General features: G+C 71.8%; 22 protein-coding genes and 1 pseudogene. 10 read left to right on the forward strand and 13 right to left on the reverse strand.

Annotation, left to right across the window (positions count from 1 at the left end; all coding sequences use genetic code 11):
* Positions 1-39: 39 nt before the first annotated feature.
* Positions 40-1,050: pseudogene (locus tag GTY58_RS29200) on the forward strand (DUF916 domain-containing protein); the annotation flags it as partial.
* On the opposite strand, the gene GTY58_RS29205 reads toward GTY58_RS29200, so the two are convergent.
* Together GTY58_RS29205 and GTY58_RS29210 are read right to left on the reverse strand one after the other, a co-directional pair.
* Positions 947-1,285, reverse strand: a complete 339-nt coding sequence (locus GTY58_RS29205) for a P-II family nitrogen regulator (protein WP_010986995.1) — start codon at positions 1,283-1,285, stop codon at positions 947-949. The pseudogene GTY58_RS29200 and the gene GTY58_RS29205 sit on opposite strands and share 104 nt — an antisense overlap.
* The gene (locus GTY58_RS29210) at positions 1,282-2,592 is read right to left on the reverse strand and encodes an ammonium transporter (RefSeq protein ID WP_010986996.1); all 1,311 of its coding nucleotides are present in this window, start codon (positions 2,590-2,592) and stop codon (positions 1,282-1,284) included. Before GTY58_RS29210 ends, GTY58_RS29205 begins: the two co-directional genes overlap by 4 nt.
* 166 nt (positions 2,593-2,758) lie before the next feature.
* Here GTY58_RS29210 and era point away from each other — a divergent pair, with 166 nt between their 5' ends.
* On the forward strand, positions 2,759-3,751 hold the full coding sequence (gene era, locus GTY58_RS29215; RefSeq protein WP_010986997.1) for a GTPase Era: 993 nt from the start codon (positions 2,759-2,761) through the stop codon (positions 3,749-3,751).
* 65 nt (positions 3,752-3,816) lie between these two features.
* Here the strand turns inward: era and GTY58_RS29220 are convergent, their stop codons facing one another.
* Genes GTY58_RS29220 through GTY58_RS29240 form a run of 5 tightly spaced genes read right to left on the reverse strand, consistent with a single transcriptional unit; the run spans position 3,817 to position 8,729 of the window.
* Entirely contained in the window at positions 3,817-4,662 is an 846-nt protein-coding gene (locus GTY58_RS29220; protein WP_010986998.1) for a GNAT family N-acetyltransferase, read from the reverse strand.
* A gap of 42 nt (positions 4,663-4,704) precedes the next feature.
* Positions 4,705-5,970, reverse strand: coding sequence for an MFS transporter (locus GTY58_RS29225; protein WP_010986999.1), 1,266 nt, complete (start codon positions 5,968-5,970; stop codon positions 4,705-4,707).
* Positions 5,967-7,280 (reverse strand): GH1 family beta-glucosidase, encoded by a 1,314-nt coding sequence (locus tag GTY58_RS29230; protein ID WP_037645446.1) that lies wholly within the window; start codon positions 7,278-7,280, stop codon positions 5,967-5,969. Before GTY58_RS29230 ends, GTY58_RS29225 begins: the two co-directional genes overlap by 4 nt.
* Before the next feature lie 58 nt (positions 7,281-7,338).
* Positions 7,339-7,605 (reverse strand): protealysin inhibitor emfourin, encoded by a 267-nt coding sequence (locus GTY58_RS29235; RefSeq protein ID WP_010987001.1) that lies wholly within the window; start codon positions 7,603-7,605, stop codon positions 7,339-7,341.
* Between the two features lie 53 nt (positions 7,606-7,658).
* Positions 7,659-8,729, reverse strand: a complete 1,071-nt coding sequence (locus GTY58_RS29240; RefSeq protein WP_010987002.1) for a M4 family metallopeptidase — start codon at positions 8,727-8,729, stop codon at positions 7,659-7,661.
* Between the two features lie 374 nt (positions 8,730-9,103).
* Here GTY58_RS29240 and leuA point away from each other — a divergent pair, with 374 nt between their 5' ends.
* The 6 genes from leuA (at position 9,104) to GTY58_RS29275 (ending at position 17,440) form a co-directional block, all read left to right on the forward strand.
* The gene (gene leuA / locus GTY58_RS29250; RefSeq protein ID WP_037645454.1) at positions 9,104-10,825 is read left to right on the forward strand and encodes a 2-isopropylmalate synthase; all 1,722 of its coding nucleotides are present in this window, start codon (positions 9,104-9,106) and stop codon (positions 10,823-10,825) included.
* Between the two features lie 184 nt (positions 10,826-11,009).
* A complete protein-coding gene (locus GTY58_RS29255; RefSeq protein WP_010987004.1) occupies positions 11,010-11,735 on the forward strand; it encodes a TerB family tellurite resistance protein in 726 nt (241 codons plus the stop codon).
* Positions 11,736-11,946: 211 nt separating this feature from the next.
* The gene (locus tag GTY58_RS29260) at positions 11,947-14,025 is read left to right on the forward strand and encodes an MMPL family transporter (protein WP_010987005.1); all 2,079 of its coding nucleotides are present in this window, start codon (positions 11,947-11,949) and stop codon (positions 14,023-14,025) included.
* A 115-nt stretch (positions 14,026-14,140) separates the two neighbouring features.
* Positions 14,141-15,424 (forward strand): histidine kinase, encoded by a 1,284-nt coding sequence (locus GTY58_RS29265; RefSeq protein ID WP_037645458.1) that lies wholly within the window; start codon positions 14,141-14,143, stop codon positions 15,422-15,424.
* A complete protein-coding gene (locus GTY58_RS29270; RefSeq protein ID WP_037645460.1) occupies positions 15,421-16,119 on the forward strand; it encodes a response regulator transcription factor in 699 nt (232 codons plus the stop codon). The genes GTY58_RS29265 and GTY58_RS29270 overlap by 4 nt, the downstream gene beginning before the upstream one ends.
* A 109-nt stretch (positions 16,120-16,228) precedes the next feature.
* Positions 16,229-17,440, forward strand: a complete 1,212-nt coding sequence (locus tag GTY58_RS29275) for a sialidase family protein (protein WP_010987008.1) — start codon at positions 16,229-16,231, stop codon at positions 17,438-17,440.
* 30 nt (positions 17,441-17,470) lie between these two features.
* Here the strand turns inward: GTY58_RS29275 and GTY58_RS29280 are convergent, their stop codons facing one another.
* The 5 genes from GTY58_RS29280 to GTY58_RS29300 are packed head-to-tail and all read right to left on the reverse strand — an operon-like array spanning position 17,471 to position 24,035.
* A complete protein-coding gene (locus tag GTY58_RS29280; RefSeq protein ID WP_010987009.1) occupies positions 17,471-18,406 on the reverse strand; it encodes a dihydrodipicolinate synthase family protein in 936 nt (311 codons plus the stop codon).
* Complete coding sequence (locus GTY58_RS29285) at positions 18,403-19,470, reverse strand: ABC transporter ATP-binding protein (protein WP_010987010.1); 1,068 nt, start codon at positions 19,468-19,470, stop codon at positions 18,403-18,405. Before GTY58_RS29285 ends, GTY58_RS29280 begins: the two co-directional genes overlap by 4 nt.
* Positions 19,467-21,425, reverse strand: a complete 1,959-nt coding sequence (locus GTY58_RS29290; protein WP_010987011.1) for a dipeptide/oligopeptide/nickel ABC transporter permease/ATP-binding protein — start codon at positions 21,423-21,425, stop codon at positions 19,467-19,469. Before GTY58_RS29290 ends, GTY58_RS29285 begins: the two co-directional genes overlap by 4 nt.
* Positions 21,422-22,384: an ABC transporter permease gene (locus GTY58_RS29295; RefSeq protein WP_010987012.1), complete on the reverse strand. Its 963-nt coding sequence runs from the start codon at positions 22,382-22,384 to the stop codon at positions 21,422-21,424. Before GTY58_RS29295 ends, GTY58_RS29290 begins: the two co-directional genes overlap by 4 nt.
* A gap of 19 nt (positions 22,385-22,403) precedes the next feature.
* Positions 22,404-24,035, reverse strand: a complete 1,632-nt coding sequence (locus GTY58_RS29300; protein WP_010987013.1) for an ABC transporter substrate-binding protein — start codon at positions 24,033-24,035, stop codon at positions 22,404-22,406.
* Between the two features lie 231 nt (positions 24,036-24,266).
* Here GTY58_RS29300 and GTY58_RS29305 point away from each other — a divergent pair, with 231 nt between their 5' ends.
* Together GTY58_RS29305 and GTY58_RS29310 are read left to right on the forward strand one after the other, a co-directional pair.
* A complete protein-coding gene (locus GTY58_RS29305; RefSeq protein WP_107082953.1) occupies positions 24,267-24,971 on the forward strand; it encodes a FadR/GntR family transcriptional regulator in 705 nt (234 codons plus the stop codon).
* Positions 24,972-24,996: 25 nt separating this feature from the next.
* Positions 24,997-25,431 (forward strand): protein-tyrosine phosphatase family protein, encoded by a 435-nt coding sequence (locus GTY58_RS29310; RefSeq protein WP_010987015.1) that lies wholly within the window; start codon positions 24,997-24,999, stop codon positions 25,429-25,431.
* 51 nt (positions 25,432-25,482) lie between these two features.
* Here the strand turns inward: GTY58_RS29310 and GTY58_RS29315 are convergent, their stop codons facing one another.
* The gene (locus GTY58_RS29315; protein WP_010987016.1) at positions 25,483-26,922 is read right to left on the reverse strand and encodes an MATE family efflux transporter; all 1,440 of its coding nucleotides are present in this window, start codon (positions 26,920-26,922) and stop codon (positions 25,483-25,485) included.
* Between the last annotated feature and the right edge of the window lies 1 nt (position 26,923).

Here is a 26,923-nt window from a genome sequence, read left to right on the forward strand (position 1 = left end):
CATGTCGTCGACGTCTGCCTCCGGGGGCCCGCACCCATGCTGCGCAAGCCGTACGTCCTCCTCCTGACCGCCCTGCTCGCCGCCGGCCTCGCCACGCCCTCGTACGCCGCCGACAACGGCAGCTGGTCCGTCTTCCCCGTCGCGACGCAGCTCGCCTCGCGCCCGTACTTCTACCTCTCCGCCGACCCCGGCACCACCATCAAGGACAAGGTCGAGGTCGCCAACAAGACCGGGAAGCCGCTGACCTTCCGGCTGTACGCGGCCGACGCCTACAACACCGCGCGTGACGGCGGCTTCGCGGTGCGCACGAGGTCGGAGCGGCAGCGGGGGGTGGGGGCCTGGGCGAAGCCCGCGCGCTCCCGGGTGACCGTCCCACCGCACGACACGGTCACCGTGCCGTTCACACTGCGCGTACCGGAGCGGGCCGAACCGGGCGACCACCCGGGCGCGTTGGTCGCCCTGGACGAACGCGTCGACCGGGGCGACGGCTCGGTCGCGGTCGGGGTGCGGCGGGCGGTGGGCGCACGCGTCTATCTGCGGGTGAACGGCCCGACCGTCCCCGCCGTCGCCGTCGAGAACGTCCGCTTCAGCCACCATCAGCCGCTGATCCCCGGCACCGGAGCCGGCACGGCGACGATCTCGTACACCCTCCGCAACACCGGCAACGTCACCCTCGGCCCCAAGGTGCGGCTGACGGCGAAGGGCCTGTTCGGCCGTACGCTCCTGTCGCGCGGCCTGACGAGGATCCCCGCCGAGCTGCTGCCGGGACAGCGGGTGCGGCTGACCGAGCCGTGGCGCGGATCCCCTCAACTCGACTGGGGCGACGTGACCTTGACGGCCAGCGCCCCGCACACGCGGGAGTCGGCGAGCGTCTCGTTCTTCGCGCTGCCGTGGCCGGCGGCGGTGGTGCTCCTGCTGACGGCGGCCGTGGGGGCGGCGCTGGTGATCAGAGCGCGTCGGGGCCGCGCTCGCCCGTCCGGACCCGTACCACCGTCTCCACCGGAACCGACCACACCTTCCCGTCCCCGATCTTCCCCGTCTGCGCGGCCTTCACGATCGCGTCGATGACCGCGTCCGAGTCCGCGTCCTCGACGACGACCTCGATACGGACCTTGGGGACGAGGTCGACCCGGTACTCGGCGCCGCGGTACACCTCGGTGTGGCCGCGCTGGCGCCCGTACCCGCTCGCCTCGGTCACGGTCAGGCCGTGCACGCCGAGTTCCTGGAGGGCCGTCTTGACCTCGTCGAGGCGGTACGGCTTGACGATCGCGGTGATGAGCTTCATGCCTGGCTCTTGACCTTCTGCGCGGTGGGGACGACGGACGCGGAGCTTGGGGCGCCGTGCCCCAGAATCCCGTGATCGTAAGCGGTCTCGGCGTGCACCGTAAGGTCCAGGCCCTGGTGCTCGTCGTCCTCGGCCGCCCGCAGGCCCATGACCTTGTCGATCAGCTTCCCGAGGCCGTAGGTGACGGCGAAGGCGTACGCCCCCACGGCCACGACCGCCACCAGCTGCTTGCCGAGCTGTCCGAGCCCGCCGCCGTAGAGCAGGCCCTCGGTGCCGCCCGTCATCTCCTTGGCCGCGAAGACCCCGATCAGCAGGGTGCCGATGATCCCGCCGACCAGGTGGACGCCGACGACGTCCAGCGAGTCGTCGTAGTTCAGCTTGAACTTCCAGCCCACGGCGTACGAGCAGACGACACCGGCGGCGAGCCCCACGACCAGCGCGCCGAGCAGGGAGACCGCGCCGCAGGACGGGGTGATGGCGACCAGGCCCGCGACCGCGCCGGAGGCGGCGCCCAGCGTGGTCGGGTGGCCGTCGCGCTTCTGCTCCACGAAGAGCCAGCCGAGCAGGCCGGTGCAGCCGGCGGCGAGCGTGTTGAGGAAGGCCGCGGCGGCCAGTCCGTTGGCGCCGAGCGCCGAACCCGCGTTGAAGCCGAACCAGCCGAACCACAGCAGACCGGCGCCCAGCATCACCATCGGCAGGTTGTGCGGGCGCATGGCGTCCTTCTTGAAGCCGAGGCGCGGCCCGAGGACCAGGCACAGGGCCAGGCCCGAGGCGCCCGACGTGATCTCGACGGGGAGTCCGCCCGCGAAATCGAGGGCGCCGAGGCGGTCGAGGATCCAGCCGCCGGGGCCCCACACCCAGTGGGCGACGGGAACGTATACGAGCAGCGCCCAGAGGGGGACGAAGACCAGCCAGGCCGCGAATTTCGCCCGGTCCGCGATGGCGCCGCTGATGAGGGCGGCGGTGATGATCGCGAAGGTGAGCTGGAAGGTGGCGAAGAGGAGGGTGGGGACCGTGCCGTGGACGTCGGCGGGACCGAGGTCCGCCAGGCCGGCGTGGTCCAGGCCGCCGATGAGTCCGCCCGCGAGGTCGTCGCCGAACGCGAGCGAGTAGCCGGCGGCCAGCCACACGACCGTGACCAGGGCGATCGACACGAAGCTCATCATCAGCATGTTGAGGACGCTCTTCGTGCGGACCATGCCGCCGTAGAACAGGGCCAGGCCGGGGGTCATCAGGAGAACGAGCGCGGTGGCGGCGAGCAGCCATGCGGTGTCGCCGGTGTCGATCCGGGCGGCGGCCAGGGTCACGGTCTCTCCAACGGTGTCGGGGCGTCGTCAGAGCGTCACCGGCGCGCGTTTCGGGTCGGGCACGTACGCGTTTCCGGCGTGTTTCGTGTTGCGTGGGCGTTTCCGTCCCCTCACCGTGCGCCTCCGGAACGCACGGCGTGCGGCGGGCGCTCGACGATCAGGGACAATGGGCGCCATGAGCGTTCGTACCCAGTCATCCGAGCCGTCCGAGGGTGGGGGCACCTCCCACGCCACTAAGGCAGTGGGGGACCACCGCGCCGGCTTCGCCTGCTTCGTGGGCCGCCCCAACGCGGGCAAGTCCACCCTCACGAATGCTCTGGTCGGCCAGAAGGTGGCGATCACCGCCAACCAGCCGCAGACCACGCGGCACACGGTGCGAGGCATCGTGCACCGGCCCGACGCGCAGCTGATCCTGGTGGACACGCCTGGACTGCACAAGCCGCGCACGCTGCTCGGTGAGCGGCTGAACGACATCGTGCGCACCACCTGGGCCGAGGTCGACGTCATCGGCTTCTGTCTGCCCGCGAACGAGAAGCTGGGCCCCGGCGACCGTTTCATCGCGAAGGAGCTGGCGTCGATCAAGAAGACGCCGAAGATCGCGATCGTCACGAAGACCGACCTGGTGGACGGCAAGACGCTGGCGGAACAGCTCATCGCGATCGACCAGCTCGGCCAGGAGCTGGGCTTCGAGTGGGCGGAGATCATCCCGGTGTCGGCGGTCGGTGACAAGCAGGTGGACCTGCTCGCCGACCTGATCGTCCCGCTGCTGCCGGAGGGGCCCGCGCTCTACCCCGAGGGCGACCTGACCGACGAGCCCGAGCAGGTCATGGTGGCCGAGCTGATCCGGGAAGCCGCCCTGGAGGGCGTGCGCGACGAGCTGCCGCACTCCATCGCGGTGGTGGTCGAGGAGATGATCCCGCGCGAGGACCGCCCCGCGGACAAGCCGCTCCTGGACATCCACGCCTTCGTCTACATCGAGCGCCCGAGCCAGAAGGGCATCATCATCGGCCCCAAGGGCAAGCGCCTGAAAGAGGTCGGCATCAAGTCCCGCAAACAGATCGAGGCGCTCCTCGGCACGCCGGTCTTCTTGGACCTCCACGTCAAGGTGGCGAAGGACTGGCAGCGGGACCCTCGGCAGTTGCGGAAGCTGGGGTTCTGAGGGGCTGCGTCTTCCGCTCGGAGGCCACCCGCGTCGACGACCTCGACGCGGGTGGCCCGTAGCCGCTACTCGGCGGGCCCCGCGGGCTCCTCGGGCTCCGCAGGCTCCTCGGGCTCCGCGATGAGGGCCGTGGCCACCCGGGTGAATCCCAGCCGGCCGTACATACGGGCCACGTCCTCGTCCCCGGCGGACAGGAACAGCGTGTCCACGCCGGCCGCCCGCGCGTCGGCCACCAGGGCTGCGGTGACCGCGAGGCCGAGCCCGCGCCGTCGCGCCGAGGGCAGCGTGCCGACGCCCGCGATCTCGCTCACCCGGCCGACCGGCAGATGCATCCCGGAGCAGAGCGCGACACCGTCCTCGACGGCCGCGGCCAGTACCGTGCGCCCCGCGCGGATACGGTCCGCGGCGCCCGGGACCTCACCGGCGCGGTCGGTGATCGCCGCGGCCAGTTCGGCGAGCCCGGCCTCGCCCACCGCGGTGCCGGGGGCCGCGAAGGCCACGTGCGGGACGGCCAACGCGCTTGCCAGGAAAGGGTCCTCGGGGCCCAGGACGCGGACGAGCGGATGCGGTTCGGGCAGCGGCAGGTCCTCGGTCAGGACCATCAGCGGGTGCGCGTGCACCCGCAGCCCCGTCGCCGCGACCGCCTCCCGCAGTCCCGGCGACACCTCCGCCACCCACTCGAACGCCTCGGGCACGCCCAGTTCCCGCTGCCGCTCCCGGACCCGCTCGACGTCCTTCGCGGTGGCCGCGGGGCCCGTCCAGTCCAGGGTCGGCCGCGCGTAGTACGGCCAGCCCGCCGTCTCCCGTACGAAGAGGGTGAGCGGTCCGAAGTCCTCGGCCCGGCCGGCTGCGCGGGGCACGGAGTCGTAGTAGCCCTCGAGCAGGTCGAGGGGCTGGTTCTGAGTAGTCATCGCGGCCATCCAACAGGTAACTCGCCGCCACGGCACCTGAATTCAGTCGACCCCGCGAATCCGCCCCACCAGCACGGCCCCCGCCAGTCCGATCACCGCCGCCACCAGATACAGGACCCGGTAGCCGCCGAGGTACGTGACGATCGGCGCGGCGAGGGCCGGGGCGGCCACCTGGGGGAGGGCGTTGGCCACATTGATGACGCCCAGGTCCTTGCCGCGGTCCAGGGCCTTCGGCAGGACGTCCGTCATCAGCGCGAAGTCGACCGAGGCGAAGACGCCGAAGCCCACGCCGAGCACCGCCGCCGCGACGACCGCGCCGGGCCAGGTCTGCCAGGCCGCCAGGGCCGCCGTCGCCACCGCCATCAGGACGCCCGACCAGATCACGAAGGGCTTGCGGCGGCCGACGCGGTCCGACCACACCCCGCCGACGACGACCGTGGCCAGGAGGGTCACACCGTTCACCGCCGTCAGGATCAGCACCCCCTGTCCGGGGTCGTCGTACCGCAGGCGGTCCCGCAGGTAGTAGAGGAGGTAGAGGAGCACGAGCGCGTTGCTCAGGTTGATCAGGAAGCGGGTCAGCCAGGCCCAGCCCAGATCCGGGTGGCGGCGCGGGCTCAGCCAGAAGGAGGTCACGAAGGCACGCCAGGACCAGGGCGGGCGCGCGGCACGGGGCAGCCGCAGGTCCCGGTACCTCAGTACGTACGGGAGGACCCCGGCGGCCGTGAACAGCGCGCACGCCGCATACCCCGCGCCCACCCCGCCCGCCACCGTCGCCAGCCCCGTGCCCCCGACCACACCGAGGATCTGCGCCGCCCCGAGCCAGCCGCCCACCGCGCCGCGCTGCCGTCTGGGCACCCGGTCGGGCACGGCGGCCGTGACCGCGGCGAACGCCGCGTTCAGCGTCAGCTGGACCAGACACCAGCCCGCCGCCATCGTCCACACCCCGCCCGCGCCCGCGAGCAGCAGCAGCGACAGCGCACCGCCCGCCGCCCCGGCCACGATCCACGGCGTACGGCGGCCCCGGCGCGCCGTCGTGCGGTCCGACAGCGCCCCGAAGAGCGGATTCGCGACCAGCGACACCACCGCGCCCGCGCCCGTGACCCACGCCAGCATCGTCTCCTTCGACATGCCGGTGCCGGGCGCGAAGTCCTCGGCCTGGGAGGCGAGCAGGATCTGGAGCGGGCCGTACCAGCCCACCCAGATCGCCCCGTTGGCGAGTGAGAGCGCGAAGGCCCAGCCACGGCCGACCCGCTCGACGGGCTCGGCGAGGGCCTCCACGGAGGAGGTGACGGGCTCGGCCGCGGTCATCTCCGCGCCCGCAGCGCGTCCCGCAGCCAGCCGTACGAGGCCTTCGGCGTCCGCTCCAGGGTGTCGTAGTCGACGTGTACGAGCCCGAAGCGGCGCTCGTACCCCTCCGCCCACTCGAAGTTGTCCAGCAGCGACCACACGAAGTAGCCGCGCACGTCGACGCCCGCCTCCACCGCGCGGTGGAGCGCCCGCACATGGCCGTCGAGGTAGGCGATCCGCTCCTGGTCGTCGATGCCCTCGTACGAGCAGCCGTTCTCGGTGATGACGATCGGCGGGAGCCGGTCGCCGAACCGCTCACGGAAGCCCGTCAGCAACTCCGTCAGCGCCTGAGGCACCACCGGCCAGCCGAAGTCCGTCACCGGGTGACCCTCGATCTCCCGTACGGAGAAAGGGAGTTCCGCGGGAAGGGTGAGCCCGCCGAACTCGATCTCCGCGCCCTGGGGAGCGCCCACCTTCGTCGGCGCGTAGTAGTTGATGCCGTACCAGTCGATCGGCTCCGCGATGACCTTCAGATCGGACTCGATGCCTGCTGAGCCTTTGGGCATCAGCTCACCGATCCCCTCCGGGTACCGGCCGAGCAGCAGCGGGTCGGAGAACAGGCGGTTGAGGAGGAGGTCGTAGAAGGCCGCCGCCTCCAGGTCCGCCGGCTCCTGGGAGGCCGGCCAGGTCGGTCCGTGCGAGTTCGCGATGCCGATGTCGGTGACCCCGGCCGCGCGCAGCGCCCGTACCGCCAGACCGTGGGCGAGGAGCTGGTGGTGGGCCGCCGGCAGCGCGTCGAAGAGCAACTGCCTGCCGGGGGCGTGCGCACCGAGCGCGTGGCCCAGCAGGGTGTGCTCGGCGGGCTCGTTGAGGGTGATCCACTTCGTCACCCGGTCGCCGAGGCGCTCGGCCACGCGTGCCGCGTACTCGGCGAACCGCGCCGCCGTGTCCCGGTCGAGCCAGTCCAGCGCGAGGGGCAGATCCCAGTGGAAGAGCGTCGGCACGGGGCGGACGCCCGCCGCGCACAGCTCGTCGACCAGGCGGTCGTAGAAGTCGAGGCCGCCGGGTGAGTTCACCCGGGGCCAGGACACGGAGAAGCGGTACGCGTCCACGCCCAGGTCGGCGAGGAGCGCCACGTCCTCGGCGTAGCGGTGGTAGTGGTCGCAGGCCACCGCCGCCGTCGAGCCGTCCTTCACCCGGCCCGGCTCGGCCGTGAAGGCGTCCCACACGGAGGGCTCGCGCTCGTCCGCGGCTCCCTCGATCTGGTGGGCCGAGGTGGAGACACCCCACAGGAAGCCGGCCGGGAACTGAGATATCGGGTTCGTCGCCATGCGCCGGATCATCCGTACCGGCGGTAACGTAAGTCAACGCCCCGGCGTGAACTGCGAGTTACGCCCCTTCCTTGAGTACCCGCGAGACCAGTTTCCGCTGCTCCTCGGTCAGCCGGGGATCCGCGGCGTACACCGTTGTCCCGTCCACGGTGATCTCGTAGCCGAAGCCGTCCGGCACTCCGATCGGGGGCGTGCCCCGGCCCGCGGCGACCGCCCGCTCGGCCAGGGCATGCCACTCGGGTGCGTCGGCCCGCCCCGAGGTGTCCACCTCGGCGTGGCGCTCGATGCCCGCGAACCCGCCCGTACGCTTCACCTGGATACGCATGGGTCCTGTCTAGTACGCGGCGGCCCGAAGAGCTACGACGCAGGCCCGAAGAGCTACGACGTCGGCACGCCGACCTGCTCCCACGCCTTCAGCACCCCCTGCTGCTCCTCGCCGTCCCCGTACCGCGCCTTCGCCGCCGCCACCGTCAGCTTGGCGAAGTCCGCGAAGCTCGCCTGGGACTGGAGCTCGCCGCCGGTCAGCACGTCGTACCAGATCTGCCCGGCCCGCTCCCAGGCGTGCCCGCCGAGCGTGTTGGCCACCAGGTAGAAGGCGTGGTTGGGGATGCCGGAGTTGATGTGCACGCCGCCGTTGTCGCGGCCCGTGCGCACATAGCCGTCCATCGTCCCGGGCTGCGGGTCCTTGCCGAGCAGGTCGTCGTCGTACGCGCTGCCCGGCTCCTTCATCGAGCGCAGCGCCGTGCCGGTGACGCGCGGCGCGAGCAGCCCGGCGCCGATCAGCCAGTCGGCCTCGGTGGCGGTCTGGCCCAGCGTGTACTGCTTGATCAGCGAGCCGAAGACGTCCGACATGGACTCGTTGAGGGCGCCCGGCTGGCCGAAGTAGGTGAGGTTCGCCGTGTACTGCGTGACGCCATGGGTCAGCTCGTGCCCGATGACGTCGACCGGGATGGTGAAGTCGAGGAAGATCTCCCCGTCACCGTCGCCGAACACCATCTGCTCGCCGTTCCAGAAGGCGTTGTTGTAGTTCTCGTCGAAGTGCACGGTCGCGGTCAGCGGCAGGCCCTCGCCGTTGATCGAGTTGCGGGTGTAGGCGCTCAGATAGAGCTCGAAGGTCGCGCCGAGTCCGGCGAACGCGCGGTTGACCGTGGCGTCCTTGCCGGGCTTGTCGTTCTCGCCGCGCACCTTCTTGCCGGGCAGGTCCTGGTGGTGCCTGGCGTCGTAGATCGTGCGCTGCGGCTTGTCCGCGGCCGCGTCCCTGGGCGGGGCCACGGTGGGCGCGCCGAGGACCGTGGTCAGCCGGCGGTGGGTGCGCTCGAGGGCGTCGCGCTCCAGGGTGCGGCGCGCGGGCTCGGCGACCGCGGGGTCCTCGTGCTGGGCGAGCGTGTCGAGGACGTGCGGCGGGACGATGGTGCAGAAGACGGGCTCGAAGCCCCCGTTGGTGGTCATGTCCGGCACCCTTGCACTGGGTGACGACTCTGTCACCACCCGCAACCATGATTGGTGAAATGCGGAGATAAGGAACCCCGGAGTCCGCCCGGGAGTGGTATCGGGGCCTCCGCGGTGGTGCGGGAGCCCTCCGTGGCGGTGCGGAAAGTGGCATTGCGCACTATTTGTCCTATTCCTGGCCACGGTCCCGCATACTGATACGGGCCACGCGCATCCGGCGCGGCTCGGCTAGCATGCGGAGCATCATGCGTTTCGGGCTGCTCCTCCTTAGCTGCCGCGGCGAGGGCCTGTAAGCAGAGGCCGACCCCCTCCCCGCGGAGTCTGGCGTTGCGCCGTCGGCCGTCCTTCCGGACACCACGAGGAGCCCACGCATCATGGCGAACCGCCAGCAGCCCACGTCCATGCCGATCCACAAGTACCGCCCGTACGAGCAGGTCGACATCGCCGACCGCACGTGGCCGGACAACCGGGTCACCGTCGCTCCGCGCTGGCTCTCCACCGACCTGCGCGACGGCAACCAGGCCCTGATCGACCCCATGTCGCCCGCCCGCAAGCGCGAGATGTTCGACCTGCTGGTGAAGATGGGCTACAAGGAGATCGAGGTCGGTTTCCCCGCCTCCGGGCAGACGGACTTCGACTTCGTGCGGTCGATCATCGAGGACGAGACCGCGATTCCCGACGACGTCACGATCTCCGTACTGACCCAGGCCCGCGAGGACCTGATCGAGCGGACCGTGGAGTCCCTGGTCGGCGCCAAGCGCGCCACCGTGCACCTGTACAACGCGACGGCCCCCGTCTTCCGGCGGGTCGTCTTCCGCGGCTCCAAGGACCAGATCAAGCAGATCGCCGTCGACGGCACCCGGCTGGTCGTGGAGTACGCGGAGAAGCTGCTGGACGAGCGCACCACGTTCGGCTACCAGTACAGCCCCGAGATCTTCACCGACACCGAGCTGGACTTCGCCCTGGAGGTCTGCGAGGCCGTCATGGACGTCTGGCAGCCCGGACCGGACCGCGAGATCATCCTCAACCTGCCTGCCACCGTCGAGCGCTCGACGCCGTCGACGCACGCGGACCGCTTCGAGTGGATGAGCCGCAACCTGTCCCGCCGCGAGTACGTCTGCCTGTCCGTACACCCGCACAACGACCGCGGTACGGCGGTGGCGGCGGCCGAGCTGGCCCTGATGGCCGGCGCCGACCGCATCGAGGGCTGTCTGTTCGGGCAGGGCGAGCGCACCGGCAACGTCGACCTGGTCACCCTGGGCATGAACCTGTTCTCGCAGGGTGTCGACCCGCAGATCGACTTCTCGAACATCGACGAGGTCCGCCGCACCGCCGAGTACTGCAACCAGATGGAGGTCCACGCCCGCCACCCGTACGTCGGCGACCTCGTCTACACCTCCTTCTCCGGCTCCCACCAGGACGCCATCAAGAAGGGCTTCGACGCGATGGAGGCCGACGCGGCCGCCAAGGGCGTCACGGTCGACGACATCGAATGGGCCGTCCCGTATCTGCCGATCGACCCCAAGGACGTCGGCCGCTCCTACGAGGCCGTCATCCGCGTCAACTCGCAGTCCGGCAAGGGCGGCATCGCGTACGTCCTGAAGAACGACCACAAGCTGGACCTGCCGCGCCGGATGCAGATCGAGTTCTCGAAGATCATCCAGACGAAAACGGACGCCGAGGGCGGCGAGGTCACGCCGAAGGACATCTGGGCGGTCTTCCAGGACGAGTACCTGCCGAACCCGCGGAACCCGTGGGGCCGTATCCAGGTCAAGACCGGCCAGACCACGACGGACAAGGACGGCGTGGACACGCTGACGGTCGAGGCCTCGGTCGACGGCGTCGACACCGTCCTGACCGGCAGCGGCAACGGTCCGATCTCCGCGTTCTTCGACGCGCTGCAGTCCGTCGGCATCGACGTACGTCTGCTCGACTACACCGAGCACACGATGAGCGAGGGCGCCTCCGCGCAGGCCGCCTCCTACATCGAATGCGCGATCGACGGGCAGGTCCTGTGGGGGATCGGCATCGACGCGAATACGACACGCGCGTCGCTGAAGGCCGTCGTCTCCGCGGTCAACCGCGCCGCCCGCTGACGTCTCTGACCGGCACTTTTCCGGCCCCGTCCGCCGTTTTACGGCGGGCGGGGCCGTGTCGTATCCCGGCCAATCACCGGCCCGGTCACGAACGGGTCTCGCCCGAGGTACTGACTCCGCATCAACAATGTGGCTAACATCACGCCAACGCGGCGATGTTGCCGCGGCGTTACGGAGGTGCGACGTGCTGCCAGGACGGGGACGAAACGGCCGGGTTGTCCTGAGAGGCCGCGTGCCACAGATCCTTGGCATCCGTACGTCGATCCTCGGCACGCGGACGTCCTGGACTCCCGTCGGTGACGGCGAGTTCTTCTGCCCGGGGTGCGGGGGTGACCGCAACTACCAGCGGCTCACCGGCCGCCGCCGCTTCACGCTCGTCGGCGTCCCCGTACTGCCGCGCGGTGAGACCGGGCCCGTCGTCGAATGCGCGGCCTGCCGCCACCACTACGGCAACGACGTCCTCGACCACCCCACCACCGTCCGCTTCTCCGCGATGCTGCGCGAGGCGGTCCACACGGTCGCGCTGGCCGTGCTGGCCGCGGGCGGCACCTGTGCCCGCGCGTCCCTGGAGACGGCCGCGTCCGCGGTGCGCTCCGCGGGCTTCGAGGACTGCACGGAAGACCAGCTCAGCGCGCTGGTCGAGGCCCTCGCCGCCGACACGGGCCGCGTCTTCGGCGGCCCCTGCGACCCAGGTCTGGCCATAGAGCTCCACGAGGCCCTGGACCCGCTCGCCCCGCACCTCGCCGCCACGGGCCGGGAGGCGATCCTGCTCCAGGGCGCCCGCATCGCCCTGGCGGACGGCCCCTACACACCGGCCGAGCGGGATGCGCTGGCCACGGTGGGCGCGGCGCTGACGATCTGCTCGGACGACGTGACACGGTTGCTGGCGGCGGCGCGCACGCCTTCCTGACCCGCGCCTCCGCCGCACCGCGGGTTCCCCGGTCCCGGGGCCCCCTCGCGCTGCGCCGAGCGCCTACGGCCGGAGTACTCCCCGGGGAGTAAGCCCGCCCGGGGGCCGCCCGCCGGAGTAGGCGACAACTCGCCCTCGCGCCGGAGGAATCCCCCCTCCCGCGACGGAAGTCTGGTGTGTGTCCAGACACCGTCCAGAGGGAGTTCAGTCCATGGGGGCCAGAAATACGAGTGTGACGCGTTCACGGCGGCGGGCCGTGCCCTGGCTGGTGCTCGGGCTGTGGGTGGCCGCGCTGGCCGCCGTCGGACCGTTCGCGGCGAAGCTCGCCGAGGTGCAGCACGACCGGGTCGTCGACTATCTGCCCGCGAGCGCCGACTCCACCCAAGTGGCCAGGATCCAGGACCAGTTGCCCGGCGGCGAGACCACCGAGCTGGTGCTCGTGTATCACCGTGAGGGCGGGCTGACCGCCGCCGACCGGACCGTGGCGGGGGAGCAGGTCACCGAGATCGCCGGGCGGCACCGGCTGACCGGGACACCCCGCGGGGTCCCGTCGACGGACGGTACGACCCTCATGTACCCGGTCGCCAGCAACGAGCCCGGTGCCGACGAGGACGAGCGGGACGCCCTCGTCGACGACATACGCCACATCGCCCACGGTGAAGGCGGGCTGAGCGTCGAAGTCGGAGGGACGGCCGCACTCGCCACCGACGCCGCCGGGGTCTACGCCTCACTCGGCGGGCCCCTGCTCTACACGACCGTCGCCGTCGTCGCCGTGCTGCTCGTTCTCATTTACCGGAGCCCGGTGCTGTGGCTCGTACCGCTCGCCGTGGCCGGTGTCGGCGACTATCTGGCCATGGGCGTCGCGTACGGGCTCCACCAGGCCTTCGGGACGACGATCTCGGGGCAGAGCCAGGGCATCATGACCATCCTCGTCTTCGGCGCGGGGACGGACTACGCGCTGCTGCTCGTCTCCCGCTACCGGGAGGAGCTGCGGCGCTTCGAGCGGCCCTACGAGGCCATGCGCGCCGCCCTGCGCGGCTGCGGGCCCGCCGTGCTCGCCTCCTCCGGAACCGTCGCCGCCGGGCTGCTGTGCCTGCTCGCCGCCGACCTCAACTCCAACCGGGACATGGGGCCGCTGGGGACGGTCGGCGTGCTGTGCGCGCTCGTCGCGATGCTGACGCTGCTGCCCGCCGTGCTCGTGCTGCTCGGACGTCGGGTGTTCTGGCCGCTCGTGCCCGCGTACGGGAGTGAGCCGAAGGCGCGGCGGTCACTGTTCGCCGCGATGGGCTCCTCCGCCGGGCGGCGGCCCCTGGCGGTGCTCGCCGGCGGTGCCGTGCTGCTCGGCGCGCTCGCCCTGGGCGCGCTGAACCTGCCCGGTCCGATCAAGCAGCAGGACACCTTCGTCGACAAACCCGAGTCGATCGCGGCGATGGAGACCCTCGCCGAGGCCTACCCCGAGCGGTCGACCCAGCCGATCGCCGTGATCACACCGGCCGGACGCGCGGACGGGACGCTCGCGCGGATCCGTACCGTGCGGGGTGTCGACAGCGTGCGGGAGGGGCGCACGGGGGACGGCTGGACCGAGATCTCCGTCATCGCGAAGGACGTGCCCCAGTCGGCGGGTGAGACCGCGACCATCGAGCGGCTGCGGCACGCGCTGACGGGCTCGTACGTCGGCGGGCCCAGCGCCCAGCGGATCGACCTGTTGGACACCAACGCCCGGGACCGGGGGGTCGTCGTACCGATCGTGCTCGCCTCCGTGCTGCTGATCCTGGTCGCGCTGCTGCGCGGCCTCGTAGCGCCGCTGCTGCTGGTCGGCGCCGTGGTCGCGGTGTGGGGTGCGGCGCTCGGCATCGGCGGGCTGGTCTTCGGGCCGCTGTTCGGCTTCGAGGGCACGGATCCGGGGCTCGGGCTGCTGTCCTTCGTGTTCCTGGTGGCGCTGGGCGTCGACTACGGGATCTTCCTCATGCACCGGATGCGGGAGGAGTCCACGGCGGGCGCGGAACCCGCGGCGGCCGCGCTCACCGCCCTGCGGACCACCGGGGGTGTCATCGCCTCGGCCGGTCTCGTCCTCGCCGCCACCTTCGCCGTGCTGACGAACATGGGGCTGGTGCAGCTCGTCGAGCTGGGCTTCGTGATCGCGGTCGGGGTGCTGCTCGACACGTTCCTCGTCCGTACGTATCTGGTGACCAGCGCGAGCGTGGCGCTGGGCCGGAAGGTGTGGTGGCCGGGCGGGCTCTCCAAAGAACCCGATCCACCGCGGCCCGAGCGTCAGCCGGAACCCGTATGAACCCTCATGAACACGCATGACACCGCATGAACTCCTGTGAATCTCCATGGATTTCTATGAGCCACCGGGCGCCCCTCCCTGCCGGAGGGGCGCCCCCCTGGCGGAGGATGGACCCGTGCAGGCAACCACCACAGCGGCGCGGCCCCGCCGGGGCGAGCGGATCATGGCGGCGGTCAACCGCGACCCCCGGACCGCCCCGCACGCCCTCCGCAACGACGCGCTGCTGGCCGTGGCGGTCGCCGTCCTCGGCACGGCGCTCGCCCTGTTCACCGACGAGGGCCGCCGGCCCGACACGCTCGGCTGGGTGCTGCTGCTCGCCGCCCAGGTGCCGCTGGTGTGGCGGCGGCGCCACCCGATGCTCGTCCTGGCCGTGGTGGTGGCGCTGGTCGTGCCCTATCACGCCCTCGACAACAACCACGCCGCGCCGACCCCGGCCTCGTACGTCGCGCTCTACACGGTCGCCGTCACCGGCCGCCCGCTGCGCACGCTCCTGACCGGCATGACCGTCCTCGCCATCTCCGTGAGCGTGATGCTCACCGTCAACACCCACCAGGCCGTCGAACTGCTGCGGATCTCCGGCTGGATCGTCGCCATGCTCTTCTTCGGCGTCGACGTCCGCTTCTACCGTCAGTACGTCGCCTCGATCGTCGAACGCGCCGAACGCGCCGAACGCACCCGCGAGGAGGAGGCCCGCCGCCGCGTCGCCGAGGAACGGCTCCGCATCGCGCGCGACCTGCACGACCTGCTCGCGCACAGCATCACCCTGATCGGCGTCCAGACCTCCGTGGCCGCGCACGTCCTCGCCGCCGACCCCGAGCGCCTCGACCGGGCGGCGGTCGCTAAGGCGCTGGACGACATCGCGGAGACGTGCCGTTCGGCGCGGGGCGAGTTGCGTACGACGCTGGAGGTGCTGCGGGAGCACACGGCGGACGACTCCTGGCAGGCCCCGTACGGCGCGCACGGACCGCTGCCCGGCCTCGACGGCCTGCCCGACCTCGCCGGGGCCGCCCGGGCCGCCGGCGCCGAGGTCGAGCTGTCCGTACGGGCCGACGGTGTCCCGCCCGCCGTGGGCGCCGCCGCCTACCGGATCGTGCAGGAGGCGCTCACCAACGCGGTGCGGCACGGGGGCCGCGCGGACCTCACGGTGCGGGTGGGCGTGGCCGACCGGGACGGCGCCCTGCGGGTGAGCGTCACCGACGACGGCGCGGGCACCGGCGGGGGCACACCCGGCTTCGGGCTGGTCGGGATGCGGGAGCGGGCGCGGAGCGTGGGCGGCACACTGGACGCCGGGCCGGGTCCGGAGGAGGGGTTCGAGGTGCTCGCCGTACTACCGCTGACCAGGGGCGATGTCCCATCGGCCCGCACAGCGGGGCCATTGCGCCCGGAAGGAGTCCGATGACCCCGCCGACCGTGCCGCCCACGCCCGTCCGGGTACTCCTCGCCGACGACCAGACCCTCGTCCGCGCCGCCTTCGCGATGCTCGTCGAGTCGGCCACCGACATGGAGGTCGTCGGGCAGGCGGGCACGGGACGGGAGGCCGTGCGGCTGGCCAGGTCCGAGCGGGCCGACGTCGTCGTCATGGACCTGCGCATGCCCGACCTGGACGGCATCGACGCGACCCGGCTGATCGCCGCCGACGACGACCTCGCCGGGGTCAGGGTCCTCGTCCTCACCACGTACGACACCGACGAGTACATCGTGGAGGCGCTGCGCGCCGGCGCCTCCGGCTTCCTCGTGAAGGACACGAAACCGGCCGAACTCCTCGACGCCATCCGTACGGTGGCCGCCGGCGAGGCCCTGCTCTCCCCGGGCCCCACCGCCCGCCTGATCGCCCGCCTGCTGCGCACCCCCGTCCCGCCCCCGGCGGCGGCCGTCGGCCCCGAGTGCCTCTCCGGCCGGGAGCGCGAAGTGCTCACGCTGGTCGCGCGCGGGCTCAACAACACGGAGATCGCCGAGTCGTTGGGACTCAGCCCGCTCACCGCGAAGACCCATGTCAGCCGCATCATGGGCAAGCTGGGCGCCCGGGACCGGGCCCAGCTGGTGATCGTGGCGTACGAGTCGGGGCTGGTCACACCCGGTACCGCCCAGGGCTGACGTCACTTCAGAACATCAGTGCCGTACGGCTCTTGTCGTGTCACGCGGGACGCCTTACGTTGCCCGGGACATCCTACGTCCCATGTCCGCCGCGCCCCCGGGGAGAGCCATGTCCGTCAGGAGCCGTACGACCCTGCTCGCCGCCGCGGTGGGGCTGGTGACCGCCCTCGCGGTCACCGGCACGGCGGGCCCGGCCGCGGCCGCCCCGCCGCCCTCCCGCGGCTGCACGTCCTCCGTGCCGTACACCGCGGGCCAGTACGGCTACGACACCTACCGCATCCCGGCGACGCTCAGGACGAGGGCCGGCACGCTCCTCGCCTTCGCGGAGGGACGGCGAGGCGGCGCGGGCGACACCGGCAACATCGACGTGGTCCTCAGACGCTCCTTCGACGGTGGCTGCGCCTGGGGCCCGCTGACGGTCGTCGCGGCGGGCCGGGGCGACACCCGGGGCAACCCCGCGCCGGTGGTGGATTCGAGGACCGGCCGGATCGTCCTGGTCACGTCCTACAACGGCGGTGCCGTGACCGAGGCGCAGATCATGCGCGGGGAGGTGACCCCCGAGCAGAGCCGCCGCGTCTTCGTCCAGACGAGCCGCGACGACGGCCGGCACTTCTCCGCGCCCCGTGACATCACGGCGCAGGTCAAGCCGGCGAACTGGCGGTGGTACGCGACCGGCCCGGGCCACGCGGTGGCCCTCACGCGGGGCCCGCACGCCGGCCGCCTCGTCGTCCCCGCCAACCACTCCGCCGCGCCGCCCGAGGGTTCGGCCGACACCGGGCGGGAGGCCAGGTACTACGGCGCGCACGCGATCTACAGCGACGACGGCGGGCTCACCTGGCGGCTCGGCTTCGTCGACGACTCCTACGACGGCGTCGACAACGCCAACGAGAACGCCGCCGCCGAACTGCCCGACGGACGGCTCTACTTCAGCGCCCGCGACCAGAACGGCACGAGCGCCGGCAACCGGCTGGACACGTACTCCGGCGACGGCGCGCAGACCCTGGACCGCCCGTACGCCGTCCAGCCCACCCTGAACGACGTCCCGGTCGTCCAGGGCAGCGTGCTGCAACTGACGGGGAACGGGGCGCCCCTGCTCTTCTCCGGGCCCTCCGTGCCGACCGCCCGCCGGTCGATGGCGATCCGGCGGAGCGAGGACGGGGGCGGGACGTTCGTGACGGTGAAGACCCTGTCGGCACTGCCGGCGGCGTACTCGGACCTGGTGCAGGTGAGCGCCACGAAGGTCGGGATCCTGTACGAGACCGGGGTGGCCGGGCCCTACGACTCGATCGAGTTCCGGCGGGTGCCGGTGGGGGAGCTGTGAGGGGCCCACCTGCCGGACGGGCTGGGGGACTCACAGCAATCCCGCCGCCGCCAGATGCTTCCCCACCCGCTCCACCTCTTCCTCCGAGAGCGGCACCTGCGGCTCCGCCGTCGCCGCGCACGCGATCACTCCCCGCAGGAACAGCGCCGCCTTGAACGCTCCGAGTGCCGACGAACTCCCGCCCATCCGCGCCGGATCCCCGGCCCCGACCATCCCGTACAGCGCGCACAGCCGCTCCTGCTCGGCCCGCGCCCGCTCCCCGTCGCCCGCGCGGCACAGACGGTCCAGGCGGACGTACCCCTCGGGGTCGACGTTCGCCAGCCCGGGCACCGCCCCGGCCGCGCCCAGGGCCAGCGCCGAGTCCACGAACAGCTCCGACCCCGTCAGAACGCTGAAGCCGGTGATGTCGGGACGCGCGCGGGCGCCGGTGACGACGGCGCGGAAGCCGCCCAGGTCGCCGCTGGAGTCCTTCAGGCCGGCCAGGACGCCCTCGGCCGCCAGCTCGAGGACCAGCTCGGGGTCCAGTTTCGTGTGCACGGCGACCGGGAGGTCGTACGCGAAGACCGGTACCGAGGAGCGGGCCGCGATCAGACGGTAGTGGCGGGCGATCTCCGCCGGGTGCGTCCGCGTGTAGAAGGGCGCCGTCACGACGATCGCGTCCGCGCCGGCCGCCGTCACGTACTCCACGTGGTCCAGCACCCGGGGCGTCGTCATGTCGATCGCCCCCGCCAGGACGGGGACGCTCCCGCCGACATGCGCGGTCACCGTCTCCACCACCAGCCTGCGGTGGCGGTCGGTCAGGTACGCCGCCTCCGAGGACGAGCCCAGCACGAACAGGCCGTCCACACCCCCGTTCACCAGGTGGTCCACGAGCCTGATGAGCGAGGGGACGTCCACCTCGCGATCCGGTGTCAGGGGGGTGCAGACGGGCGGTACGACACCGGTCAACGGGGTGGGCAGGGTCATGAAGGCTCCCGGGGGACGTGCTGGACGGGTACGTCGGCCATGGCGGTGGCCGGGGAGGCGGACGCGGCCTGGCCCACGAGGTCGTGGGTCGACTCGCCCTCCTGCACAGGATGGTGGCAGCGGAACCGGTGCTCCGGACCCGACACGGCCGTGAAGTCCGGCATCTCGCCGGCGCACCGGGCGTCGGCCTTCCAGCACCGGGTACGGAACGGGCAGCCGCTCGGCGGGCGCGTCGCCGACGGGACCGGACCCACCAGCGGGATCGGGTCGATCGGGTCCAGCAGGCCGGGCGTCGCGGAGAAGAGGGCGCGGGTGTACGGGTGCCGGGAGCCGTCCGTGACCTCGTCCGCCGGCGCCTCCTCGACGATCCGGCCCAGATACATCGTGATCACCCGGTCGCTCATCCGGCGTACCGTCTGGATGTCGTGCGAGACGAAGACCAGGGCCAGCCCGAGCCGTTCCTTCAGGTCCAGCAGGAGATTGAGGATCTGCGCGCGTACGGACACGTCCAGCGCGCTCGTCGGCTCGTCCGCGACCACCAGATCCGGGTCGAGCGCCAGGGCCCGGGCGATGGCGACACGCTGCCGCTGGCCGCCGGAGAGCTGGCCGGGCAGCCCGTCGGCCAGGGCGCGCGGCAGACCCACCAGCGCCATCAACTCCCGTACCCGGTCCTCCCGTTCGGCGGGCGTGCCGCGCCGGTGGACGTCCAGGGGATCGCGCAGGATCCGGCGGACCGTCAGACGGCGGTTCAAAGCCGTCGAAGGGTCCTGGAAGATCATGCCGGTGCCGCCGCCGACCACCGTCCTGCGCTCGGCCGGCTTCATCGACCACAGGTCGCGGCCCCCGAAGGACACCGTCCCGGACGTCGGCCGTTGCACCCCCACCAGCACCTTCGCCAGCGTCGACTTGCCGCATCCGGACTCGCCCACCACGCCCACCGTCTCGCCGCGGGCGACGGCGAGGTCGGCGCCGGTCAGCGCGTGGACCCGGTCCCGGGTGAACAGGCCGCCGCTGCGCGCCTTGTGAACGACATGGACGCCGGACAGCGAGACCAGCCCGGTCACGTCACCGCCTCGCTCTCCGTGGTCACCAGGTCGACGGCCGGATGGTGGCAGGCCGCCGTGTGCGTACGCGTCCCGGCCAGACCGGGTGCCGTCGTCCGGCACACCTCGCTCGCCAGCGGGCAGCGGTCGGCGAAGCGGCAGCCCGCCGGGAAGTCCGCGGGGGCGGGGACGACGCCCTCGATCTGTGTCATCCGCCGGGCCGCCGACTCCAGGGACAGCACGCTGCCGAGCAGCCCGCGCGTGTAGTGGTGGGCCGGTGCCTCCACCAGGTCCGCGGTCACCCCCGTCTCCACGATCTGACCGCCGTACATCACGACCACCCGGTCCGTGACGTCCGCGACGAGGGCCAGGTCGTGCGAGACGAGGATCAGTGCGAAGCCCAGCTCCGCCCGCAGCCGCAGCAGCAGCTCCATGACCTGCGCCTGCACCGTCACGTCCAGGGCGGTCGTCGGCTCGTCCGCGACGATCAGCCTGGGGCTGCGGGACAGCGCCATGGCGATCAGCACGCGCTGGCGCTGGCCGCCGGACAGCTCGTGCGGATAGCTGCGCAGGGTGCGCTCGGGGTCGAGGCCGACCAGCTCCAGCAGGGCCGCCGGGGACCGCTTCCCGCCCCTGCGCACGACCTGCTTCAGCTGCGCCCGGACGGTCATCGCGGGGTTCAGGGACGACAGCGCGTCCTGGTAGATCATCGCCATCTCGTGGCCGAGGAGCCTGCGGCGCACCCGCATCGGCTCGCCCACCAGTTGCCGCTGACGGAAACGGACCTGGCCGCGGACCCGTGCCCCCTTCGGTTCCAGGCCCATCACCGTCAGCGCCGTCAGCGACTTGCCGCAGCCCGACTCGCCCACCAGGCCCAGGACTTCGCCGGGGCGCACCTCGAAGCTGATGCCGTCGACGATGTCCACGCCGCCGTGGCGGGCGTCGAAGCCGATGGCGAGGTTCTCCACGGCGAGGACCGGCCGGCCCTCGGGCAGGGGCCGGGCGCGGGAGCGCAGCCGCAGGGCCGCCTCCGTCAGGCCGGGCAGCCGCAGCACCTCCCCGCTGCCGGGCCGAGGCGTCTCCAACCGGTCGTCACGCCCCTGCACGTCCCGGGCGGCCGGGGCGGCCCAGGCGTCGGAGACACCCTCGGAGAGGATGTTCAGCGACAGGACGGTGACCAGCATCAGCAGACCGGGGAAGACGGTCGCCCACCAGCCACCGGTCAGCACCATGTTCTTGCCGTCCGCGATGACACTGCCCCACGACGGGTCCGGGGGCCGTACGCCCGCGCCGATGAAGGACAGCGACGCCTCGAACACGATGGCCTCGGCGACCTGGACCGTGCAGAACACCAGCACGGGCGCCGCGCAGTTGACGGCGACGTGCCGCAGCACGATGTGCGGGGTGCGCGCGCCGATGACCTGTTCCGCGGTCACGTAGTCCTCGCCGTACTGGTCGAGGACGTTGGCCCGTACGACCCTGGCGACCGGCGGGGTGAACAGGAACGCGATCGCGCAGATCAGGACCGTGACGCCGCCGCCGAACACCGCGACCAGGACCGCCGCGAGCGCGATGCCGGGGAACGCCATCACGACGTCCAGGCACCGCATCAGCGTCTCGTCGACCGCCTTGCGCGAGGTCGCCGCGACCGCGCCGAGGAGTGCTCCCACGAGGAGGGCGAGCGCGGTGGCGCCGAGGCCGATGGCGAGGGACCAGCGGGCGCCGTACATCAGCCGGCTGAGGATGTCCCGGCCGAGGCTGTCCTGCCCCATCCAGTGCCCGGCGGACGGGTGCCCGCTGCCGTCGGCCGGCGGCTGCTGGTCGAGCGGGTCGTGCGGGGCGAGCAGCGGGGCGAACAGGGCCGCCAGGACCACGACGGTGAGGAGCCCGAGGGCGATGCGCGAGAGCGGGGGCAGTCGGCGCAGCCGGACGCCGGGCCGGGACAGGGCGTGGGCGAGGCGCGTACGAGTGATCATCGGGCCGCATCCCTCAGTCGCGGATTGACCAGCAGATACAGGATGTCGATGACGAGGTTCACCACGACGAAGCCGGTGGCCGTCGTCAGCACGACCCCCTGGACGACCGCGGGATCGCCGTTCTGCACGGCGTCGATCATCAGTTTCCCCATGCCCGGCAGGGAGAAGATCGTCTCGATGACGACCGCGCCGCCGAGCAGATAGCCGACGCGCAGGCCGAGCACGGTGAGCGGATTGATGAGGGCGTTGCGCAGGACGTTGCGGCCCACCACGACCCTCGGCGGCAGCCCGCTCCCGATCGCCGTCCGTACGTAGTCCTTGTCGAGCTCCTCGACGACGGCCGTGCGCACGATGCGGGTGAGCTGTGCCGCGACCGGCAGGGACAGCGCGAACGCGGGCAGCGTCATCGTCCTGAGCCAGCCGCTCGGCGAGTCGGCGGGGTTGATGTAGCCGCCGGTCGGGAACCAGCCCCGGTCGACCGCCAGGTACTGGATCATCAGCAGCGCCAGCCAGAAGCCGGGGGCGGCGACGCCGGTGAGCGAGACCACCCGGACCAGCTGGTCGGGCAGCCGGTCGCGGTAGATGGCGGCGGTCACTCCGCCGGTCAGGGCGAGCACCACCGCGATGCCGAGGCCCAGGAAGGTGAGCTGGAGCGTGAGCGGCAGCGCGGTGGTGACCTGCTCGACCACCGGCGCCCGGGTCAGCGCGCTGATGCCCAGGTCGCCGTGCAGCAGGTCGCCCACGAAGTGGACGTAGCGCACCGGCAGCGGGTCGAGCAGGCCGTTCTGCTGCCGGAAGTCGTGCAGTTGCCGCGGTGTGGGGTTCGCGCCCTGGAAGAACGCGGACGCCGGGTCGACGTCCGAGAACCGCATCACCAGGAACACGAAGAGCACGATGCCGAGCATCAGCGGGACGAGCAGGACGACACGGCGGGCCAGGATTCTGGCGATGGCGATCACTGCGGCGACTCCCCTGTACTTACGCCCACTTGGCCTGGAGGAGATTGACGCCGGGGTAGGGCTGGGCCCTGATCCCGCTGAGCTTCTCCGGGTCCCAGGCGGTCATCAGCTCGTTGTGGACGACCGGGTAGAGCACGGCCTGTTCGGCGACGACGTCGATGTAGTCCTGGATCATCAACTTCTTCTTCTCGGCGTCCGGCTGCCGGGTGGCCAGGTCCATGTCCCTGAAGAGCTGCTTGGCGACGGAGTCGCCGGCCCAGCGGGCGTACTGCATCCACAGGTTCTGGGGGCCGTAGTTGTAGTGCATGATCAGGTCGGCGTCGAGGCCGAACTGGTTGGGGTTCGAGGCGGCGGCGACGACCTGGTAGTCCTGCTTCTGGTCCATCTTCGTGAAGACGGCCGTGGTCTCCTGCGGGGAGAGCGTGGTCCGCACGCCGATCGCGTCCCAGGACGCCTTGATGGTCGGCAGACAGTCCACGATCCAGCTGACGTTCACCGAGAGGATCTCGATCTCCAGTCCCTTGACGCCGGCCGCCTTCAGAAGCTCCTTGGCCTTCTCGGGGTCGTAGTCGTAGACGGTCTTCGCCTTGCGGTAAGCCGGGTTGCCCTCGTTGAGGAACGAACTCGAGGGCTTGCCATGGCCTTTGAGGGCGACCTCGACCATCTTGCCGGTGTCGATGGCGTAGTGGAGGGCCTGGCGCACGCGCACGTCGTCGAACGGCTTGTGTTTGGTGTTGAACATCAGGAACAGGTTGTTCATCCCTGCCCCGCCCTCGACGGTCATCCCGTCCTTCTTCAGCTGCTGGATGTTGGCGTACGGGATGTTGTCGGCGAGCTGCGCGCCGGCGCTCGCGCCGGAGACCTTCGCGACGCGCGGGGCGGCGTCGACGATGGTCAGCCAGTTCATCTTCTTGAAGGCCGGCTTGCGCGGGCCGTTGTAGCCGGCGAACGCCTCGAACGTGGTGTTGGACTTCGGGTGGTGCGCGGTCTGCCGGTACGGCCCCGAGCCCACCGCCTTGCCCTTGATCGCGTCCTCCCAGGCGCCCGGCCGGGAGAAGACGTGCCGGGGCATGATCTTGGCGAGCGTGAGCCGCGAAACCCCTTCGGGGAAGGGGAACTTGAGCACCAGCTCGACGTTCTGTGCGTCGATCTTCCGGACGTCCTTCAGCCAGCTCGCGAAGAACCCCTTGACGAGGGTCTGGGTCTTCGGGTCGAGGATCCGGCCGAAGACGAACACCACGTCGTCGGCGGTGACCGGCTTCCCGTCGTGGAACGTGGCCCCGGAGCGCAGCGTGAACTTCCATGACGTGCCGCCGAGATCCTTCGGCACCTGGGTGGCGAGCGCCGCGTAGGGCTCGCGGGAGATCGGATCGGTGTCGAGCAGGCCCTCGTAGATGTGGTTGTTGGCGGCCATGCTGAAGGCGGACGCGGTCTGTGTCGGATCCCAGCTGCCGTCGTTCCCATAGCCGATGACGGCGGTCAACGTCCGGTTCCCGCCGCTGCCCCCGCCGCCGGTGTCGTTGGTGGACTCCGGGCCCGAGGAGCAGGCGGCCAGCGACGAGGAGAGCGCGGCGGCCGCGCCCAGCGCGCCGGAGTACTTCAGGAACGAACGGCGGTGCAGCGCCGGTACGTCGTGGGTCGCGTCGCGCACGGTTCCTCCAGCGGGAGAGTCTGGAAAGGGTGAGGAGATACGACGTCCTACGTCCTGGGTCAGCGTGACCATAGGAGGGGCCGTGAGGGCGGTCAAGGGCTCGCACACGAATGGCGTATCTGCCACAGGTGCGACCAATGACGGTGCGGACGGACGGGAGTTGACGCCGGATCCACGGAGTCCGGACCAGAGGTGGGACGTGGGACGTCCGGCGCGCGTACGATGCGGCGCATGTCCGAGGAGACCGGGAACAGTCGGATACGGCGCGAGGTCGTGCAGCTGATCCTCGACCGCAGGCTCCGGGCCGGCGCGCCGCTGCCCACCGAGACGGAGCTGATGGAGGATCTCGGTGTCAGCCGCAACTCCGTGCGCGAGGCGCTGAAGGCGTTGCAGGCCCTGGACATCGTGGAGATCAGACACGGCTACGGCACCTACGTCGGACGTGCCTCGCTGACCCCGCTGGTCGACGGCCTCACCTTCCGTACGCTCTCGCGGCCCGACGACGACACGGACGCGCTGGCGGAGATCCTCCAGGTCCGGGAGGTCCTGGAGGAGGGTCTGATCCGCCGGGTCACGGCGACCCTCTCCGAGGCGGAGCTGGACCGGCTGGAGTCGGTGGTGGCGCGGATGGAGACGGCCGGCCGGGCGGGCCGTTCGTTCGCCGAACTGGACCGGGAGTTCCACGAGTTGCTGTACGCGTCCCTCGGCAACGCCTTTGTGCCGCAGCTCCTCGGCGCCTTCTGGACGGTGTTCCGCCGGGTCGCGGGCGCCCGTGACTGGACGGACGACCCGGCCCCGGCGGTGACGGCCCGCCGCCACCGCGACATCCTCACGGCCCTGCGGGCCCGGGACGTCGAGGGCGCGCAACGGGCGATGGCGGACCACTTCAGGGGCATCGAGGCGCGGGCGGCGGAGGAGTCGCGGGGGGTGGGGTGAGCGGGGGAGTGCCTAGGCTGGGCCGATGACCGACACCTGGAGTCCCACGGACGTGGGTGTGCTGCGGCTGCCGTCAGGGCGCCTGGTCCGCGGCCGAGGCCTGCGCCGCCCTCTTCCGGAGGGGCAGGAACCGACGTACGCCGTGTATCTGCTCGGCAAGCGGCCGCCCGAAGTCCCCTGGGAGGCGCACTGGTTGCGCTGGCCGGACTTCCGCCTGCCCAGCAGCCGTACACAGGCCCGGGAGGTGCTGACCGACGCCTGGCGGCGGGCCGCCGCCGAGCGCGTGGAGATCGCCTGCGGCGGGGGCCGGGGGCGGACCGGTACGGCCCTCGCGTGCCTGGCGGTACTCGACGGCGTACCCCCTCAGGAGGCCGTGGCGTACGTCCGCGCCCACTACGACCGGCATGCGGTGGAGACGCCCTGGCAGCGGAGGTACGTACGACAGGCGGGCTGCTGGTAGCGGTCCCGGCCCACCCCGCGCTCACCACGGGTGCGGTCACCCCGTATGCGGTCAGGTCGCCGTGAGGGGAGTGTGCCGGGCGGATCGGGTGGTGAGGGACTGCGCGTAGCGGCGCAGGAGGAGGACGGCGGTGGTGGCGAGGCCGGTGAGGAGGCCGAGCCAGATGCCCAGGGTGTCGAGTTCCAGGGCGTAGGCGAGGAGCCATGCGGCGGGGAGTCCGACGGCCCAGTAGCCGATGAGGGTGATGCGGAAGCCGCTCCTGGTGTCGTCGAGGCCGCGCAGGAGTCCGACGCCGATGTTCTGGGCGCAGTCGAAGAACTGGAGGAAGGCGGTGACGACGAGCAGGTGGGTGGCGATCGTCAGGGCCTGCCCGGAGCCGGATTCCAGGAACGGGGCCAGGACCAGCTCGGGGAGGGTGAGGTAGACGACGCCGACGACGGTCATGACGGCCGCGGCGCAGGCGAGCGCCGTGTTCTTGATGCGGCCGGCGTCTTCGTAACGGCCTACGGCGAGTTCACGGCTGACGTTGATGGACGCGGCGTGCGAGAGGCCCACGGCGACCTGGAAGACGATGTAGACGAGCTGGTTGACAGCGGTGTGCGCGGCCAGAGCGGCCGGTCCGAAGGATCCGGCCATGAGCGCGGTGAGGGAGAAGAACCCGGCCTCCGACCCGTAGGTCGCGGCGATCGGCAGCCCCAGACGCAGCAGCCGCCTGAGGACGGCCGGGTCGGCCTTCATGACGTCCAGGGCGAGCAGCGGGGCGAGCGCGCCGTCCTTCCTCGCCGAGACGTAGAGGGCGATGCAGGTGAGGACGTACACGCTGGAGGTGGCGACACCGACGCCGGTCAGCCCCATGCGGGGCAGGCCCCAGGTGCCGTGGATGAGGACCCAGTTGAGGCCGGCGTTGACGGCGACGGAGGCGACGGTGATCCGGAGCAGGGCCTGGGGGCGCCGCATTCCGACCGTGAACTGGCGGATCGCCTGGAACCAGAGACAGGGCAGCAGGCCGGGAGCGAGCGCGAACAGCATCGTCTGGGCCCGGTCGGCGACCGCGGCGTCCTGGCCTAGCCAGGGGAGGGCCTGCCCGATGAGGATCATGAGGACGGCACCGGCGAGGCCGGCGAGGGTGGCCAGCGCCAGGCTGGCGCGCACGATGCCCCGCATCTCCTCGTGTGCCTCTTCCTGCGCGTGGCCCCGGCCGTCGTCGTCACGGCCGGCCGTCCGCTCGGCCTCGGCCTGCTCGGCCTGTTCTGCCCGGGCCCCGGCGGCGGCGATCTGGTTGCCGACCGAGGTGACCAGGCCGACGCCCATGGTGCGCAGCTGGTTGAAGATGACGAGGGCCAGCCCGCCCGCCGCCAGCTCCCGGGTGCCGAGCAGACCCATCATCACCGTGTCCGTGGTCGTCAGGGCGACCTGCGCGAGCTGGGTGAGGATCAGCGGGACGGCGAGGGCGGCGAGCGCGCGGCTGTCGCGGAGGAGGGTGGTGAGCATG

The organism is Streptomyces sp. SID5469, assembly GCF_009862865.1.
GTDB classification, from domain to species: Bacteria; Actinomycetota; Actinomycetes; order Streptomycetales; family Streptomycetaceae; genus Streptomyces; species Streptomyces avermitilis.